12 protein-coding genes and 1 pseudogene are annotated in these 17,688 nt (G+C 66.4%); 8 read left to right on the forward strand and 5 right to left on the reverse strand.

Annotation, left to right across the window (positions count from 1 at the left end; genetic code table 11):
* Position 1: 1 nt before the first annotated feature.
* The 4 genes and pseudogenes from PV761_RS12910 to PV761_RS12925 form a co-directional block, all read left to right on the forward strand.
* Positions 2-382 (forward strand): annotated as a pseudogene (locus PV761_RS12910) (VanZ family protein); the annotation flags it as partial.
* A gap of 81 nt (positions 383-463) precedes the next feature.
* Positions 464-1,060, forward strand: a complete 597-nt coding sequence (locus tag PV761_RS12915) for an acyltransferase (RefSeq protein WP_347897376.1) — start codon at positions 464-466, stop codon at positions 1,058-1,060.
* Positions 1,061-1,070: 10 nt separating this feature from the next.
* The gene (locus tag PV761_RS12920) at positions 1,071-3,740 is read left to right on the forward strand and encodes a WecB/TagA/CpsF family glycosyltransferase (protein WP_347897275.1); all 2,670 of its coding nucleotides are present in this window, start codon (positions 1,071-1,073) and stop codon (positions 3,738-3,740) included.
* A 199-nt stretch (positions 3,741-3,939) separates the two neighbouring features.
* A complete protein-coding gene (locus PV761_RS12925; protein ID WP_347897277.1) occupies positions 3,940-5,115 on the forward strand; it encodes a DegT/DnrJ/EryC1/StrS family aminotransferase in 1,176 nt (391 codons plus the stop codon).
* 11 nt (positions 5,116-5,126) lie between these two features.
* Here the strand turns inward: PV761_RS12925 and mscL are convergent, their stop codons facing one another.
* Positions 5,127-5,588: a large conductance mechanosensitive channel protein MscL gene (gene mscL / locus PV761_RS12930; protein WP_347897279.1), complete on the reverse strand. Its 462-nt coding sequence runs from the start codon at positions 5,586-5,588 to the stop codon at positions 5,127-5,129.
* Between the two features lie 201 nt (positions 5,589-5,789).
* Between mscL and PV761_RS12935 the strand changes: the two genes are divergently transcribed.
* Positions 5,790-6,866, forward strand: a complete 1,077-nt coding sequence (locus PV761_RS12935; RefSeq protein ID WP_347897378.1) for an FUSC family protein — start codon at positions 5,790-5,792, stop codon at positions 6,864-6,866.
* Between the two features lie 43 nt (positions 6,867-6,909).
* Here PV761_RS12935 and PV761_RS12940 read toward each other — a convergent pair whose 3' ends face one another.
* On the reverse strand, positions 6,910-8,187 hold the full coding sequence (locus tag PV761_RS12940; protein WP_347897281.1) for an aromatic acid/H+ symport family MFS transporter: 1,278 nt from the start codon (positions 8,185-8,187) through the stop codon (positions 6,910-6,912).
* Between the two features lie 136 nt (positions 8,188-8,323).
* On the opposite strand from PV761_RS12940, the gene PV761_RS12945 reads away from it, so the two are divergent.
* The 3 genes from PV761_RS12945 to PV761_RS12955 all read left to right on the forward strand — a co-directional run bounded on the left by PV761_RS12945 (position 8,324) and on the right by PV761_RS12955 (position 11,500).
* Positions 8,324-9,091, forward strand: a complete 768-nt coding sequence (locus tag PV761_RS12945; RefSeq protein ID WP_347897283.1) for an IclR family transcriptional regulator — start codon at positions 8,324-8,326, stop codon at positions 9,089-9,091.
* A 151-nt stretch (positions 9,092-9,242) separates the two neighbouring features.
* Positions 9,243-10,430: a 4-hydroxybenzoate 3-monooxygenase gene (locus tag PV761_RS12950; RefSeq protein WP_347897285.1), complete on the forward strand. Its 1,188-nt coding sequence runs from the start codon at positions 9,243-9,245 to the stop codon at positions 10,428-10,430.
* A 44-nt stretch (positions 10,431-10,474) separates the two neighbouring features.
* Entirely contained in the window at positions 10,475-11,500 is a 1,026-nt protein-coding gene (locus PV761_RS12955; RefSeq protein WP_347897287.1) for an FAD-dependent monooxygenase, read from the forward strand.
* Between the two features lie 31 nt (positions 11,501-11,531).
* Here PV761_RS12955 and PV761_RS12960 read toward each other — a convergent pair whose 3' ends face one another.
* From PV761_RS12960 to PV761_RS12970, 3 genes are all read right to left on the reverse strand, one after another.
* Complete coding sequence (locus PV761_RS12960; RefSeq protein ID WP_081818901.1) at positions 11,532-11,966, reverse strand: hotdog domain-containing protein; 435 nt, start codon at positions 11,964-11,966, stop codon at positions 11,532-11,534.
* A gap of 96 nt (positions 11,967-12,062) precedes the next feature.
* A complete protein-coding gene (locus tag PV761_RS12965) occupies positions 12,063-12,566 on the reverse strand; it encodes a GNAT family N-acetyltransferase (protein WP_347897290.1) in 504 nt (167 codons plus the stop codon).
* 117 nt (positions 12,567-12,683) lie between these two features.
* Complete coding sequence (locus tag PV761_RS12970; protein ID WP_347897292.1) at positions 12,684-17,567, reverse strand: NAD-glutamate dehydrogenase; 4,884 nt, start codon at positions 17,565-17,567, stop codon at positions 12,684-12,686.
* Between the last annotated feature and the right edge of the window lie 121 nt (positions 17,568-17,688).

Consider the following 17,688-nt stretch of genomic DNA (forward strand, 5'->3'; position numbering starts at 1 on the left):
CATGACCGTCCGGCGCAGAATCTCCGTTTGGCTGCTTGCGCTGTACCTTGTCGCCCTGGCGTGCGTCGGCTTTTGGCCCACTCCTGTCGAACGCCCCGTTTCCGGTCTCCTTCGCAGCTTCCTCCGGGTCTTGCAGGAACAACCATTAACTGCAGGAATCAGGGCGGGCCACATCGAGGTGGTCGCCAATGTGTTGCTATTCGTGCCACTCGGGTTGCTGCTTGCCAGCCTGCTGCCAGCACGCCGCTGGTGGCTTGCTGCTGTGGCGGGGCTGCTCAGCTCCGGAGCCATTGAGGTAGTCCAGTTCCTTGCCCTCGACCAGCGGCAGGCAGGCCTGCGGGATGTTGCCAGCAACACGCTGGGCGCGTTGTTCGGTGCGCTTGCCGTCACCTGGGTGCGACGACGTCGACGGGAAGCTCTAACCACGCCGGTCTCCGGCACCACCGTCCCTGGGAGGAACGAAATGATCTCGATCGCCGCCACGGCTGACGTCGAAGAGTCGGCCAGCGTTGGAGAAGGCTCCAGGATCTGGCATTTGGCACAAATCAGGGAAGACGCCGTCCTGGGCAGTAATTGCAACATCGGCCGGGGAGCCTACGTGGGGCCAGCCGTCACGCTGGGCAACAACTGCAAGGTCCAAAATTATGCTCTCGTCTATGAACCGGCGCGCTTAGCCGATGGCGTCTTCATCGGCCCCGCGGCCGTCCTCACCAACGACCTGCACCCGCGGGCAATTACCCCTGACGGAACCCTTAAGGGATCCGAAGACTGGGTGGCTGTGGGCGTGACGGTAGGCAAAGGTGCCTCCGTCGGAGCGCGTGCGGTCTGCATAGCGCCCCTCACTATTGGCGAGTGGGCCACCGTGGCCGCTGGCGCCGTCGTGACCCGCGACGTCCCGGCATATGCCGTGGTGGCCGGCGTGCCGGCGCGGCAAATGGGCTGGGTGGGTGAGGCGGGCCACCCGCTCAAGCAGGACGACGGCGGAGCTTGGCTCTGCCCGGTAACAGGGCGCCGCTACTTCGAAACCAAAGGGCAGCTCGTGCCCGCCGAAAACTACTAAGGGAGGCGACGTGGACAATCTGAACGCCGACAAAGTCATCCTGGGCGGCACTCCGGTGGATCTGATGGATCCCGAGCCGGCCTTGGAACTCATCCTTGCCCGGGCCGGACAGCGAGGCCTGCCGCCCCTCGGTGTCGCTTCCGTCAACCTCGACCACCTTCACCATTTCGGTGCCGGGGGACGGTGGGAAGGCACACTGCACGCCGACCCTGCCAGCACAGTCGACTGGCTTTATCTGCTCGACGGCGCCCCGTTGGTGGCACAATCCCAGCGGCTCACCGGGCATCGCTGGCCGCGGCTCGCTGGAAGCGACCTCGCGTCGCCGCTGCTGGCACGGGCCGAGCAATTAGGGCTCCGGGTGGGGTTCCTCGGCGGTTCACCGGAGAACCAAGAGCTCTTGGCGCAAAAAATCGCTAAGGAGCATCCACACCTCCAGGTCGCGGGAATGTGGTCCCCCGACCGGGTTGAACTTGCCTCCGCCTGCGACTCGGAGCGAATCGCGGCAGACATTGCAGCCGCAGGCACCCAGATCCTTTACGTGGGGCTTGGCAAACCGCGGCAGGAACTCTGGATCGACCATTATGCCGGCCTCACCGGCGCCGCCGTCCTACTCGCCTTCGGTGCAGCGGTGGATTTCCTGGCCGGGAGGGTGCATCGTGCACCCCAATGGGCTAGTGACCATGGGTTAGAATGGGGTTACCGCCTGGCGTTGGAACCCAAACGGCTCGCAAGCCGCTACCTGATCGATGGCCCTCCGGCGTATATCAAGCTGCGGACCGCGTCCTGCACCGTACCGCATTCCCGGCCGGAGTCTGCAGCGTCGGCTGCTCCCGCTCCGCGGACTCCCGGCTGGTTCACCGGACCCGACGGTGCAGCGGATGCAGTCGTCGTCGTCGTGACCTACAACAGCGCCCGCGGAGTGGGGCCGCTGTTGGACAGCCTGCGGGAGGAGACAGCCGATCTCACGCTGCGCGTGCTTTTGGCGGACAACTCCTCCAGCGACGGCACCCTGACACTCGTGCATAGTGCCCACCCGGATGTCATCGCCTTTGCCACTGGAGGCAATCTGGGATATTCGGGCGGTATCAATGCCGCCATGCGGAGGGCGGGGGACAGTGCCACAGTGGTGGTACTCAATCCGGACGTCACCGTGAAACGGGGAAGTCTCAAAACCATGATGCACCGCCTCCGTTCTTCCCGTGCCGGGGCCGTGGTGCCGCGTCTCCTGGACGAAAGCGGCGCAACGAGCCCGTCACTTTACCGCGAGCCGGGCATCGCCACTGCGGTGGGCGACGCATTGGCGGGACGGCGGTTCCAGAACCGGCCGGGCTGGCTGGCTGGCACCGACTTTAACCCGGAGAGCTACGCCCATCCCCACACCGTGCACTGGGCCACCGGGGCTGCGCTGATGGTCCGGCGCGGCCTGGCAGACTCTTTGGCGTGGGACGAGTCATACTTCCTCTATTCAGAGGAAGTGGATTTCTTCCGCGGGCTGCGAACCATGGGTGAAACCATCTGGTACGAACCGGCAGCAATGATGACGCATGCAGGTGCCGGCTCGGGCACGTCGCCAAAGCTCAATGCCCTCCTGGCCGTCAACCGTGTGCGGTACATCCGCAAATACCATTCGGCCGCGTATGCGGCGGTCTTTCAGGGTGCGGTCGTGCTCTCCGAAGCGTTGCGATGCTGGAAGCCGGACCGCCGGGGAGTGCTAAGGGCTGTTCTCGATGAAGGCAGTTGGACCGACCTTCCGGGCCCCACCAAGGAGCCCGACGCTGCCAACTTTCCTGCTGGTTCGGTGGTTATTCCGGCCCACAACGAAGCGAGCGTGATGGCCCGGACGCTCGCCCCGCTTTATCCGCTCGCAGCCGCGGGGCAACTCGAAGTGATCGTGGTGTGCAACGGGTGCTCGGACGACACGGCCGCTATCGCGCGCAGTTTCAAGGGTGTGACGGTGCTGGAAATCGGACGGCCCTCTAAGGCAGAGGCTCTCAACGCCGGCGATGCAGTTGCCACCAAGTTCCCCAGGATCTATCTCGACGCCGACGTGCAGATTAGTCGTCAAGCAGTGCGCGATGTGCTGACCGCGCTCGGCGCAGGTGGACTCTTGGCTGCCCGCCCGGCTGTGCAATTCGATCTACAAGACGCCCATCCGCTGATCCGCTCCTATTACCACACGCGGCTGCAACTGCCCTCTGCGCGGAACCGGCTCTGGGCCGGAGGGGTCTATGGCCTGTCGGAGAAGGGACGAAGACGATTTAATGAATTCCCGGACCTGACAGCGGACGACCTCTTCGTCGATCGGCTCTTCGGGCCGTCGGAAAAGGCTGTCCTTGAGGTCGATCCCGTGGTCATCCGTCCGCCAAGGACCCCCAGGGACCAAGTGGCAGTCCTGCACCGCGTATACCGGGGCAATGCCGAACAGAACGGCGACGCCGGCCAGCACAGCACCGCCCGGCAGACCCTCGCGGAGGTGCTCCGCTCTGTCCGCGGCCCGCTCTCCGCCGTCCACGCCGCGGTGTATCTGGGGTTCGCTGTGGCAGGCAGGCAGGGGAGGGGACGGCCAGGTTCGGGTGGCTGGGAACGGGATGACAGCAGTCGTGCACCGGAGGAATCGCCCGAAGGCGCCCCTCCCCGGCGCCCCGCACCGGCGCCCCTCCGGAACGCCCCGCACAAGTAACCCCGGGGTGCCCGGCGGCAAGGAATCCAAGTACTGCCCTACCCGCCGGGCAGCACCGCGGTTCCCAAGCGGGTAATACGCACTGCGACGGCGGCGCCCCGCGGGAAAAGGCGCGTACGTGACTCTCGTGACCGCGCCGTCGAGTGGCGCGTTGAATGGAAGGGCATACCATTTCTTTTTTGACGAGCGGGAGGTCCCGGTGACCATCAGCGAAGACCGTGCGGTTAGCCACATCGGTGTCATGAGGCCGTGGCTCGGACCGGAGGAAGCGGACGCCGTTGTGCAGGTGCTTTCTTCGGGCCGGACGGTGCAAGGGCCACGCGTAGGGCAGTTTGAAGAGGCGTTCGGATCGGCGCAGCAGGCGCCGCACGCCGTCGCAGTGTCCAGCGGGACCGCTGCCCTCCACCTGGCCCTCAGGGTGGCCGGGGTTCAACAGCAGGACGACGTCGTTCTGCCCTCGTTCTGTTCGGTTGCGAACGCCGACGCCGTTAGCCGCCTGGGCGCCCGGACGGTTTTTGCCGATGTGGAGTCCGGAACCGGCAATGTATCGCGCGAAACCATCGAGGAGGCCCTGACGCCGGCAACCCGGGCGGTGATCGTGGCGGACCAGGGCGGCATGCCGGTTGACCTGGAACCCATACGCGAGCTGTGTGATCCGCTAGGCATCACAGTCATCGAGGACGCTTCCTGCGGCGTGGGCTCCACCTACCAGGGACAGCCGGTGGGTGCCGGCGCCGAGCTGACCGTGTGGTCCTTCGATTCGTGTGAGGTCCTGACCACCGGCGAAGGCGGCATGCTGACCACCCGGAACGAGGCGTGGGCCGCCGCGGCCCGCGACCTTCGTGACGACGCCGGGAGTGACGCGGGGTTGGATCACCGCATGACAGATCTGCAGGCCGCCATCGGCCTGGTCCAGCTGGGCCGGCTGCACGAGGCAGTAGCCCACCGCAGGGAAATTGTCGCCAGCTACCAGCTCGCGCTCGCACGGATCGCAGGGCTGCGGTTCATCAAGGACCCGGACTACGGCACCAGCAATTTCCAATCCTTCTGGATGGAAGTGCTGCCGTCATTTGCCTTGCCGCGGGACGAGCTCCTGGAGCGGCTGGCGCGCGACGGTATTTCTGCCGGCGTCGGGCTTACGGCGGTCCATCGGCAGCCGGCGTACTGGGACCGGGACACCGGCGTGGCGGACCTCTCGGTCACCGAGCGGTTGGCGGACCGGCTGGTGGTCCTGCCGGTGTACCACCAGTTGACCCCCGGCGAGCAGTCGAGGGTGCTTCGTTCGGTCCGGCTCGCGGCGGCCGGAATTCCCGTCACCGTTCGGCGGGGCAAATGGAACGGCGGCTTCCGGCGCACAGACGCGGCCAGCGCCTGACGGCGGGATCGTCAGCGGGAGCTTTCGGACTCTTTCGCTGACGATCCGGCGGTGGTGAGTTCCCTGTCGGTCCCTGCGAGCTGGGTCAGCAGGTCCCGGATCTCGGCCAGCAGAGCGGTGTCCGCGGGTATGGGCTCCTCCTCTGGCTCCGCCGTCGCCAGCCGGCTCTTCACCAGCGAATTGATCTTGTTCATGGGCGCCACGAAGATGAAATAGACCACGGCGGCAGTGATGAGGAAGGTCACGAACGCGGTGATGACGCCGCCGATATTGACGAACGTCTTGCTGTTGCCGGGCCAGATGGCGAAGCCCAGGCCCTCGGTCTGGACCCCGCCGGCGGCTGCGATGATCGGGTTCACGATGTTGGTGGTGAACGCGCTGACGAGCGCCGTGAACGCCGTACCGACGACGACGGCGATGGACAGTTCGATCACGTTGCCGCGAAGGATGAAATCCTTGAATCCTTTGAGCATGGGTACCTCCGGTATGCGTTTCAGTCGGTAATTTAACCGATAGACACTACCAGTCCGGCCCTTCCGGACGCTCCCGGGAGGGGACTTGCCGCCGGAGCCGGGCCGCCTCAAGGGGGCCGCCGAACGGCCGGGCGTAGGATTTGAAATGGACGCCAACGCTGCCGCCATCAGACTGGCACCGTATGGAAAGGCGTGACCCCCTTGAAGCTTTTCGCCGAGATGTTCACCATTGCCCCCGGCAATAAGGACCATCAGGTCGCTATCCGTTGCGCCGTGGGGGTCTTTGTTCCGCTGATTATCCTGGTCCTGATCGGCCGGAGCGACCTGGCGATCTTTGCCTCCTTCGGTGCCTTCACCGGAATTTATGGTCGCGGGGAGCTCCACCGGAAGCGGCTCTTCATCCAGATGCGCGCCGGTTCGCTCATGCTGCTCGTCATCCTCATGGCCACGTTGTCTGCCCGCGCCGGCCAGGCCCTGGGGCTGTCGGACACCGCGAGCACCTGGACGCAGGTGGCAGCCACCACGGTGGTTGCCGGCGCGTGTTCGCTGGTGATTGCCTTGTGGCGCCACCGGCCGGCGGGTTCGTTGTTCCATATCTTCGCGTTCGCGGCCATTGCTTCGATTCCGAACCAGCCGCCGCTCTGGCAGTGCATGGTCGTCGCTATTCTCACCACCGTTTTCTGCCTGCTGATCGGCATTTCCTCACGCCTGGTGCGGAGCCGCCGAACGCCTTGGGCCATGCCGGCGCCGGCACGGCTAACACAGGAAGAGAAGCGCACCGCCTGGCTCGAAGCGGTGGGTTACTTCGTGGCGGCGGGGCTTGCCGGCACGCTGGCCACCATTGTGGGGCAGCGGCTCGGCTTCGGCCACAACTACTGGGCCATGGTGGCTGCGGTCGTTCCGTTGGTGGGCCGGACCACCCGACACCGTGTGGCCAGGGGGATCCAGAGAATCATCGGCACCGTGCTGGGCCTGATCGTTCTGGCCGGTGTGCTGCTGCTGAATCCTGCCCCGTGGCAGATGGTCCTGGTGATCGCCGCGTGCCAGTTCGGCGCCGAGATGTTCATCGCCCGCCAGTACGTCCTGGCGCAAATATTCGTGACGCCGCTGGCACTCAGTGCCACGCTGCTGGCGGCGCCCGCTGTCCCTGAAGTCCTGCTGCGGGACAGGATCGTGGAGACGGTCATCGGCGCCGCCGTCGGCATCGCCGTTGTGAGTGCCCCCGCCGTTTGGCGGCGGATGCGGTCGTGGGACCACGCCCGGCGCATAGCCGTGTAGGAAGGCCCGCCGCTAGGAGCGCCTTTGTTGGAGCGCCCGGCCGCTAGGAAGGCCCGACGGCGGTCCGCTTGCCTGCCGCTGCGGTGACCGCCTGCGGCACCAGGACGAGGGCCGCCACCGCGAGGACGGCCGCGCCGGCGAAGACGTAGAAGCCCCAGGGGTAGGCGATTCCGGCGGCCACCAGGGTGCCCGTCACGGCCGGGCCGAGGATGGCGCCAAGGCGTCCGACACCAGCGGCGAAGCCCAGTGCAGTGCCGCGCAGCCGGGCCGGGAACAGCTGGCTGACCCAGGCGTACACCAGCACCTGCGAGCTAAAGACGAAGACGCCTGTTACGAACACGGCCGCGTTCAGGAGCAGTTCATTCTGGATCTTGACGCTGAGCGCTGCGAGGAAGACGGCGGAGAGGAAGAACCAGAGAAGCACGATCTTTTTGGTTCCATGCTTGTCGGCGAGAATGCCGGCCACCACCAGGCCAGCCACCGCGCCCACGTTAAGAACGAGCAGCAGGGAGAGTCCGGCGTTGAGCGTGTAACCGGCGGAGGACATGAGCTGCGGCAGCCAGGTGTTCAGCCCGTACACCAGCAGCAGGCCCATGAAGGAGGCGACGGCGACGCCTGCCGCGACGAGCGGGTACGGTTTCCGGCCGAGGTCCCGGAAGCTGGCGCGTCCTTCGACTGCGGGCTCAGCGGCCTTGGTGGCATGGGTGCCGGACGCCGGAGAGAGCGCGGGGAGGGATACAACGGCCGGCAGCGTCTCGGGAAGCTTGAACCAGAGGAACGGAACCAGCACGAAGCCGGCCACACCGCCAACCACGAACATGATGCGCCAGTCCGGGATGACCATCAGTGCCAGGAAGGCGGTGGCCACGGCCCCGGCGTGGTAGCCGGTCATGGTCCGTGTGGTGGACTTGCCGGCGGATCCTGCGGGGGCATAGTCGTTCATGTAAGCCAGGGCGGCCGGGAGGCAGGCGCCCAGCCCCAGGCCTGCCAGCAGCCTGAAGATGCTGAAGACGGCAACGTTAGGAGCAAAGACCACGGCAATCGTGAAGATGGAGAACCACGTCACGCAGGCAACCAGCAGGTTCCGTCGGCCGAAGCGGTCGGAGAGCGGCGCAATGAACAGCGCTCCCAGCCCCACGCCCACTAGTGAGATCGTTGCGGCGAACGTGGCGCCGACGGCATCGAAGCCGAGATCGTGGGTCTTGATGAGGGTCGGGATGACGGTGCCGAGCACCACCAGGTCAAAGCCGTCCAGGACCATGGCCAGCCAGCACAGCCAGACAGGCCAGCGAGATTTGTTTTCCAACGACGTCGTTGACATAGCTACCTCAGAGTTGATTTCTTGCCGGTTGGTTTCTCCGTGGCACCGGCCGGGACCGAACGTTCCCTCTCCTGAGATTTGTACCACTGGCCCCTGTTGTGTGGGACACTTCAAACCATTCAATGGAAGGAGAAATGTGGCCAACTCGGGCTCCGGGGACTCAGTGGTGGACCGCGTGGTCCGCGTCATCGCCGCCTTTCCGGAAGGCGTCAACGTCCTGCCGCTTTCCGAACTCGCGGCCCGGGCCGGGCTTCCGCTCACCACAGCCCACCGGCTGGTCCGGCAGCTGGCGGGACACGGGCTCTTGGATGTCGGATCCGGCGGCTCCGTGCAGCTCGGGCTGCGGCTGTGGGAGCTGGTGAACCGCAATTCGCCCACACTCGAACTGCGCCGGGCTGCCATGCCGTTCATGGAGGACATCCAGCAGGTACTCAACCAGAACGTGAACCTCGCCGTGCTGGACGGCTGGGAGGCCCTCTTCGTCGAGCGCTTGTCACGGCGCGGCTCCGTGGCCAACCGGGCGCAGGTAGCCGGCCGGATGCCGGTGCATGTGTCCTCCGCCGGGCTGGTCCTGATGGCCAACCAGCCCCACGCGGTCCAGGCGGAATACCTGGCAGGCTTTACGGATCCTGCCGGCAGGCTGACGGTGGAAGAGCTCCGCATCCAGCTGGGGGAGGCCGCACACCAGGGCTACGCCCAGCTCGCCGGCGTGGTGGATCCGGACACCTGGGGCATTGCCGTCCCGGTGATGAACCGCAAGAAGCGGACGGTGGCGGCCATCGGCGTCGTGGTTCCACTGCGCGAGGTGCGCCTACAGGCGCTGGTGCCGGCGCTGCAGACAGCAGCCCGGGGAATCGGGCGACGCCTCGGTGAATCGCAAAGCCTGCCGGAGGGGCGGGACTAAGGTCCAGGACTGGACGAGGCCTGCCGGTCAGATTCCATTCAACGGAATCCTTGTAACGCGGATCACTCCCGCGGGAGCACACTGTAGCCAGACGATCCAACAGGCCCCGGACACCTCCCCGCCGGGCCCCGCAACGAAGCGAGGAAACACCATGGCAGCCCGAAAAATCATCACCACCCAAGTGGCCATCCTGGGTGCCGGTCCGGCAGGACTGATGCTCTCCCACCTGCTCGCCAAGTCCGGCATCGAATCCACCGTCATCGAAATCCGCAGCCGGAAGGAAATCCAGGAGACGGTCCGCGCCGGCATCCTGGAACACGGCACCGTGAACATGCTGGTGGACAGCGGGGTCTCGGACCGGGTGCTGCGGGACGGCGACCGGCACGACGGGATCGAGCTGCGCTTCAACGGCGAAAGCCACCGGATCGACTTCAAGGACCTGGTGGGGGAGTCGGTGTGGCTGTACCCGCAGACCGACGTGTTCATGGACCTGGCCGCACGCCGCGAGGCCGACGGCGGCGACGTCCGCTACAGCGTCACCGACACCACCATCCACGACATCGAGGGGTCGCCGAAGGTCTGGTTCACGGACTCTGACGGCGTGGAATACGAGCTGCAGGCCGACTTCATCACCGGTGCGGACGGTTCCCGCAGCCACTGCCGCTTCCAGATCCCCGAGGCAGACCGCAAGTGGTACTTCCACGAATACCCCTTCGCCTGGTTCGGCATCCTGGCCGAGGCGCCCCGCAGCTCCGATGAGCTCATCTACGCCAACTCGGACAACGGCTTCGCCCTGATCAGCCAGCGGACCGAGACCGTCCAGCGCATGTACTTCCAGTGCGATCCCAACGAAGACGTGAACAACTGGAGCGAGGACCGCATCTGGGACGCCTTCCGCAGCCGGGTCAACGGCAACGGATTCGAGCTCAAGGAGGGCCCGGTCATCGACAAGATGGTGCTGAAGTTCCGCAGCTTCGTCCACGCCCCCATGCGCCACGGCAAACTGTTCCTGGCCGGCGATGCCGCCCACACCGTGCCGCCCACCGGTGCCAAGGGCCTGAACCTTGCCATCCACGACGTCAAGGTCCTGTTCGAAGGGCTGGAAAGCTTCTACAAGGGAGGTTCCACGGCACTGCTGGACGCCTACAGCGACCGCGCCCTGGAGCGCGTCTGGAAGGCCCAGCAGTTCTCCTACTGGATGACCTCCATGCTCCACACACCGGTGGATGCCGATGACTTTTCCCGCGCACGCCAGTTGGGCGAACTCAACTCGGTGGTCTCTTCCCGCCATGGCAGGGCCTACCTGGCCGAGGCCTACACCGGCTGGCCGTCCGACTGACACGTACGGCGTAGACCCTGACGCCTTCACCGTAGACTCGGTGAATGGACGCCATCACCATCGTCGGCGGTGGCATTGCCGGGCTGGCACTAGCCGCGACGCTTGACCCGGACCGCTTTGACGTCACCGTGCACGAGCAGCGGAACGTCCTCCCGGCAGTGGAAACGTCCCTGGCTATGTGGCCCGAGGCCCAGCGGGCCCTCGAAGCCGTCGGGATCCTGCCGGAAATCCGGGCGGCAGGGTCCGCCTTTGAAGCCATGGCACTGCGGAATGCCACCGGGAAAGCGTGGCTTCGGGCCGGGGCACCAGACGTCATCGGCATCTCACGGGCGGACCTGCTCCGGCAGCTGGACGCCGCCGTGCCGGATTCGGTAACCCGCGTGTTTGGGGCGGTGACCTCGCTGCCCGCTGGCGGCCTGCTGGTCGGGGCCGACGGCGTGCACAGCGTGGTCCGCGGGGCCTACTGGGGTCCGCGGTCCCGGGAACGGCTCAGCCCCTACCTCGCGCTGCGCGGCGTCATCAACGAACCTGTTCCTGCGGACAGCGGCGGCGAATACTGGGGCCGCGGCGAATTGTTCGGCATCGCGCCGGCTTCCCGGCAGCGGACCTACTGGTACGCCTCCTACCGGTCAGACCTCGGACCTGGCGGCATCGACGTCGAAGCGGCGCTCGACCTCACCCGCCGTCGGTTTTCCGGAAAAGCGGCCGGAATCGTCCGTGTCCTGGCGGGGGCAACACCGGAGGGGACCCTCGCCCACCGGATCTGGACCGTGCCTGCCCTGCGCAGCTACGCGCGGGCCGGCTCCGTGCTGGTGGGAGATGCCGCCCACGGCATGACGCCCAATCTTGGGCGCGGAGCCTGCGAAGCCCTGGTTGACTCCGTCACGCTTGCGGAACTGCTCAATTCCCGGCCGCTCCCGGAGGCGCTCAAGGCGTACGACAAACGGCGCTTTTTGCGCAGTCAGGCGCTGCGGGTGGCATCGTCGGCAATGACCAGGCTCGTGCTCGCAGAATCCGCCCAGCCGATCAGGGACAGGATTCTCAGCGTGGCCGGGCGGCTCAGCCGCTAAGCCCGCTCGCCGTCGACACCCTGGCGCAGGGTCAGTCCTGCTCCAGGGTCTCCGTCAGGTGGTGCGTGGGGATGCGGTCGCGGTCGTAGGTGATCTCGGTGTACCCGTGCGGTTCGGGCTTGCCGTGCTGGTTGAGGTTCACGAACACGATTTCCTCGATGGTGAGGATGCTCTGCCGGGTGATCATGTTCCGCACCTCGGCGCGCATGGTCAGCGATGTCCGGCCGAACCGGGTGGCAGTCAGCCCCATCTCGATGAGGTCGCCCTGGACCGCCGAGCTGACGAAGTTGATTTCGGAAATGTACTTGGTGACGGCACGGCCGTTGCCGAGCTGCAGGATGGCGTAAATCGCCGCTTCCTCATCGATCCACTTCAGCAGGCTCCCGCCGAACAGCGTGCCGTTGGCGTTGAGGTCTTCAGGACGCACCCATTTGCGCGTGCGGAAAGTGATGTCTGCCGATTCCATAATGCGAGATTAGCCGACGGCGGGCCGCCTGCCGCAGTGTGACGGTCCGCCAGGCGCGGTCCGCCATGGCCTGACGGCGGCCGGCTCCTGCCGCCATCAGGCCATGGCCGTGTGGGCGGCGCTGTGCGAATCGATCGTCTTGGCGTAGCAGTAGGAGTGTTCCACCCCGATGTACGGCCCGAAGTTGGGCACTTCGTCAAAGCCGCAGCTCTGGTAGAAGTTCCTGCCGTCCGTCTGGGCGGAGCCGGCTTCGGCGGTGATCGAGGTGACGCCCATGCCGTGGGCGTGCGCTTCCAGTGCGGCGAGGATGGAGCTTGCCACACCCGAACCGCGCGTGTAGGGCAGGACGTACAGCCGCTTGATCTCCGCTGTCGTGGAGTCCAGCATCCTCAGGCCGCCGCAGCCCACCGGCTGCCCGGAGCTCTTCTCGTAGGCCACGAGGAATACGGCGGTGTCCACTTCCGACGGCGGCGGGCCGGGTTCGTGGTCCTTCGTGCCGAAGCGGGCGTCCAGTTCCGCCTGCTGTGCCGCACGCAGGTCGGCGCCCACGGGGTTGGCCCAAGTGACCTGCCTGATGTTGAGACGGGGGTTGGTCTGCATCTCTGCCTCGATTCGCCGAAGGGTTATGCAAAATAAGCCTAAGAGGGGGCGGTTTCCGCGGTGTTTCCTGCGGGTAAGCGTCCGGAGAACTGTGGATTCACGGACGTCTGCCGCGACTTAGCGCCGCACCAGCGTCCTCAGCAGCTTGAGCGCCACGGAAATGGAAGCGATATCCACGTTGCCCGGCCGGGTTACCTCGGCGAAGGTGTCCTTGATCCGTCCCAGCTGCTCCTGGTGCCCGCGTTCCCAGGCCACGATGCGCTCGACGGAGTCAGAACCGGCGGCGTCGGGAACCTGCGTTGTCTCCATCACCGAAACTGTCATGTCCGCCACCGCCGAATACACGTCATCGCGCAGGGCCGCCCGTGCCAGTGCCTCCCATTTGCTCTGCCGCGGCAGGTCGGTGATCCTGAGGAGCAGGTTGGCGGCGCCGATCCGCTGGAACACCGCGTAGTAGACGTCGGCGATGGTTTCGATCGGTTCGTGCACCTGTTCGGAAACCAGGGAAATGTCCAGCAGCCCGAAACTTTCGAGCAGGTCCGAGGCGCGCAGGCCAAGCTCCCGGGGCATCCCCACGGCGTCCCAGTGGGCGAGCCTGCCCTGAACCCTGTCCAGATCGGAGCCGCGGAGGTAGTCCACGGTTCGGGTGCGCAGGGCTTCCAGCGTGGGCAGGATCCGTCCCAGTGCCTCGGCGACGGGCTGGTCCCGGTGGTCGTGCGTGACGTACCACCGGGTGGCGCGGTCCAGGACCCTGCGCATGTGCAGCGTCGCTTCGGCGGCGTGTTCGCTGGGGCATCCGGCAGGGAGCGCGGCCAGCCGGTTGACGATCCACGGCAGGTCGTAGGCCTCACGTGCCACGACAAAGGCCTTGGCCACGGCTGCGGCCCGTGCCGTGGTTTCCTCGATGGCGCGGAACGCGAACGTGATGCCGCCGAGGTTGACCATGTCGTTGGCCACCACGGTGCACACGATCTGGCGGTGCAGCGGGTGCGTCTCCAGCTCCGCCTCGAACCGTTCGGACAGCTGGCGCGGAAAATAGCCTCTGAGGACGCGCCGGAACCACGGGTCCTCGGCGAGGTCGCTGGCATTGAGCGCCGCCGCCAGTTCGATCTTGGCGTAGGCGGCCAGCACCGCCAGTTCCGGCGAGGTCAGGGTCTTCCCTGACCGCAGCCGCTCCTCGAGTTGCTCGTTGTTTGGCAGGCCCTCCAGCCGGCGGTCCAGGTCCGTGGCGTTCTCGAGCCAGTCCATGGTCCGTTCGAAGCCCGGGCTCCACTCGCGCACCAGGTGCCGGTCGTTGAAGAGCAGTACGTTCTGGTCGGTGTTGTTGGCGAGCACGAGGCGGGCCACTTCGTCGGTGAGGGAATGCAGGAAGGCTGCGCGTTCCGGTACTGCCATCTTTCCCGCAGCGATCATCCGGTCCACGAAGATCTTGATGTTCACTTCGTGGTCCGAGCAGTCCACCCCGGCCGAGTTGTCGATCGCGTCGGTGTTCAGCAGGACGCCGGAAAGCGCGGCCTCAATCCGCCCGAGCTGCGTGATTCCCAGGTTCCCGCCCTCGGCGATAACCCTCGCCCGCACCTCCTTGCCGTTGATCCTGATGGGGTCGTTGGCCTTGTCGCCTACCTCCGCGTTGCCCTCCGAGGAGGCTTTGACATAGGTTCCGATGCCGCCGTTGTACAGCAGGTCCACCGGTGCCCGGAGGATGGCCTGCAGGAGCGCATGGGGCGGCAGTGAGCGGGTGCCCGGGGCAAGGCCGAGTGAGCTCCGGACCTGATCCGTGATGCTGATGGCCTTGACCCGGCGGGAATGTACCCCGCCGCCTTCGCTGATCAGCGCGGGATCGTAGTCCGCCCAGGAGGAGCGTGGCAGGGCAAAGAGCCGCCGCCGTTCCTCGAGCGATGCCTCGGCATCGGGGTCCGGGTCGAGGAAGATGTGCCGGTGGTCGAAGGCGGCCACCAGGCGGATGTGGCGGGAGAGGAGCATTCCGTTGCCAAAGACGTCGCCGCTCATATCGCCGATGCCGACGACTGTGAAGTCCTCCGCCTGGCAGTCCACGCCCAGCTCGCGGAAGTGGTGTTTCACCGATTCCCAGGCCCCGCGGGCCGTGATGCCCATCTGCTTGTGGTCGTAGCCCACGGAGCCGCCGGAGGCGAAGGCATCGCCCAGCCAGAAGCCGTATTCCCCGGCCACGGCGTTCGCGGCGTCGGAAAATGATGCTGTTCCCTTGTCCGCCGCCACCACAAGGTAGTAATCGTCGACGTCGTGACGCACCACCCGCTCGGGCGGCACCACTGTTTCGCCGTGCGCTGTTGCGACCAGATTGTCGGTGAGGTCCAGCAGCCCGCGGACGAAGATCCGGTAGCATTCCAGGCCCTCGGTCAGCCAGGCTTCGCGGTCCACGGACGGGTCCGGCAGCTGTTTGGGGTAGAAACCGCCTTTGGCGCCGGTGGGCACGATCACTGAGTTCTTCACGTTCTGGGCCTTGACCAGGCCCAGGACCTCGGTGCGGAAGTCCTCGCTTCGGTCCGACCAGCGCAGCCCGCCGCGGGCCAGTGGCCCGAAGCGCAGGTGGACGCCTTCAACCCGGGGCGAATACACCCAGATTTCGTACTTGGGGCGGGGAAACGGTGCGTTCGCGATGGCGGCGGGGTTCAGCTTGAAGCTCAGATGGGGTTTCCCTTGGAAGTAGTTGGTCCGCAGCGTGGATTCCACCAGGTTCATGAAGGTGCGCAACAGCCGGTCGGCGTCCAGGACGGGAATGTCCTCGATCGCCGCCAGCAGGTCTTTCCGGACGGCGTCGGCATCACGGAACCGGCCAGGCACGTCCAGGTCCGGATCAAACTTTGCCTGAAACAGGGCCAGGAGCCCGTGGGTTGCCCGGACGTTGGCCAGCAGGGTGTCGGCCATGAAGCCGTATGAGTTGGTGGTGCCCAGTTGCTGGAGGTACTTGGCATAGCTGCGAAGAATGGCCGCCTGACGCCATTCGATGCCTTCGCGGAGGACGAGGCCGTCAAACCGGTCCGATTCCGAGTCGCCGCGCATCGCCGCCCCAAAAGCGTCCGCTAGCAGCCCGCTGGTCCCGGCCGGATCCACGCCGGCGGGGTAACGGACGCCAAGGTCATAGAGGAACAACGGCCGGCTGCTCCCGCGCATCACGTCGAATGGCCGCTGGTTCAGCACCTCCAGGCCGAGGTTGTGGAAGAACGGCAGGATGCGCGTCAGGCTGTGGGCAGTGGTCAGGTAAAGCCGGATCCGCGCGTCTTCGGCCAGCGTCGGGGACGCTCCGGTCCGGACGTAAACGGCCAGCTGAGGGTCGTCCAGCGGTCGTCCGCCGGCGCCGTCGAGATCGAACTGCTCAAACCGGCGGATGTCCTCCACGGCATCCTCGACCTCGAAATCCGCCCGGTAGCTGGCCGGGAACGCGGCCGACCACAGCGCAGACAGCCGGCTTGCCTCTGCTGACGGCAACCTGTCACGGAGCGTTTCATCCAGCCCCTCGGCCCAGGTACGCGTTGCGTTGACCACGCTTCGCTCCAGGACGCCCGGATCGACGTCGGGCATGCCGCTGGCGGGCAGCAATATCCGGAAGAAAACCCGCGCCATGGGGGATTCGCTTAAACGGACTTCGAATTCGAGTGATGAGGAGCCGAAAGCGTGCTTGAGTTCCTGTTCGATGCGGAGCCTGACTGCGGTGCTGTACCTGTGCCGGGGGAGGAACACCAAGGCTGACACAAAGCGGCCGTAGGTGTCGGGCCGCAGGAACACCCGCGTCTGGTGATGCGCCTGCAGGAGCAGGATCTCGCGGGAGAGCCTGGCCAGTTCGTCCACGTCCAGGTGGAACAGTTCATCCAGCGGGAACGACTCGAGGACCGCCAGCAGCTGCCGGCCCGGATGGGAAGCTTCGGTGAAACCGAACCGTTCCTGGACAGCAAGGACCTTGTCCCGGATCATCGGGATGCGACGCACCGAGCGGCCCGTGGCGCCGGGGGCGAACAAGCCCACAAACCGCACTTCGCCCGTGGCCGTCCCTGCGGTGTCGAAGGTCCGTAGGAGGATTTCGTCCAGGTAGGCCGGGCGGGGAACGGAGGACCTCAGGTCGGAGGTGGCGATCGTCAGAACCTGCGAATGGGGGAGCCCGGTGACTGGCTGGAGGGCTTCCGGCCGTCCGTCCCTGAGCAGGCCCAGCCCCGTGCCGGGTGCCAGCCTTACGCTGTCCGGGCCGCCCGCCGTCGGGTATTCATACTCGCTGTATCCCAAGAACATGAAGTTGCCGCGGTCCAGCCAGGTCAGGAGTTCCCCGAGCTGCTCAGGGGTCGGCATCATGCCGGCGGGCAGCCGGTCCAGGGAAGTGACGGCCCGCGCCAGACTGGTGTGGATCGCCGGCGTGTCATCGGCGACCAATTGAACGTCAGCCAAGACACGCCGCACGTTGCCGATGAGCTCCGCGATGGCCCGCGGCCCCGCCAGGCGCCCTATCTCCGCCGCCACCCAGGTCTCGGCCGACCACACCCGCCGGTCCCGTGCGGTGTGCGCTGCCGCGGTGTGCACTGCCGTGGTGTGCCCTGCCGCGGTGTGCCCTGCCGCGGTGCCGGCGATGTTACCCGCCGCTCCGGTCGGCGGCGGCCCGTGACGCACTTCCGCCAACCGGTCCGTCTGCGGATCCCGCCGCACCAGGAAATTGGGGTGCACCAGCAACCGGATGGATTCGTCCTGGCGGGTCAGCTCCGCGGTGAGCGAATGCAGCAGATGCGGTATGGCGTCGGCAACCACGAGCAGGACACTCGCGTCGCTTTCATTCAGGATGTCGACGGCCGCCGTCCCCGCGGGACGGGTGTCTGCCAGCTTGGCATGGCGCCGGGCCCGCTGTTCCAGGTTCTCGGAACTGTAACCCTGGAGATCCTCCGGCGCTACGTGCTCGTAGTAGGCCGCGAGGAACTTTTCGTCGACGCCGAGCAGACCGCCGGCGGGGGCGTGCTCGGGGTGTACCGCCTTGCGTGACATGCCACTGCGCCTCCACTGCGCGGGAGCAACCGCACGCCGCGGCCGACCATCCTGTCCCCACGCCTGCTTTCATCATGAACGCGTTCGGGGGAGCAGTCCAGTGCCTGCGGGCAGGAGGCGC

This window comes from Arthrobacter sp. CC3, from assembly GCF_039907775.1.
Lineage (GTDB): Bacteria > Actinomycetota > Actinomycetes > Actinomycetales > Micrococcaceae > Arthrobacter.

What these genes read in the sequence shown, in the direction of transcription:
- PV761_RS12915 (WP_347897376.1), top strand. Translation starts at nt 464, where the DNA reads ATGATCTCGATCGCCGCCACGGCTGACGTCGAAGAGTCGGCCAGCGTT.
- mscL (WP_347897279.1), bottom strand. Translation starts at nt 5,588, where the DNA reads ATGCTCAAAGGATTCAAGGATTTCATCCTTCGCGGCAACGTGATCGAA.
- PV761_RS12940 (WP_347897281.1), bottom strand. Translation starts at nt 8,187, where the DNA reads ATGTCAACGACGTCGTTGGAAAACAAATCTCGCTGGCCTGTCTGGCTG.
- PV761_RS12950 (WP_347897285.1), top strand. Translation starts at nt 9,243, where the DNA reads ATGGCAGCCCGAAAAATCATCACCACCCAAGTGGCCATCCTGGGTGCC.
- PV761_RS12955 (WP_347897287.1), top strand. Translation starts at nt 10,475, where the DNA reads ATGGACGCCATCACCATCGTCGGCGGTGGCATTGCCGGGCTGGCACTA.
- PV761_RS12960 (WP_081818901.1), bottom strand. Translation starts at nt 11,966, where the DNA reads ATGGAATCGGCAGACATCACTTTCCGCACGCGCAAATGGGTGCGTCCT.
- PV761_RS12965 (WP_347897290.1), bottom strand. Translation starts at nt 12,566, where the DNA reads ATGCAGACCAACCCCCGTCTCAACATCAGGCAGGTCACTTGGGCCAAC.
- PV761_RS12970 (WP_347897292.1), bottom strand. Translation starts at nt 17,567, where the DNA reads ATGTCACGCAAGGCGGTACACCCCGAGCACGCCCCCGCCGGCGGTCTG.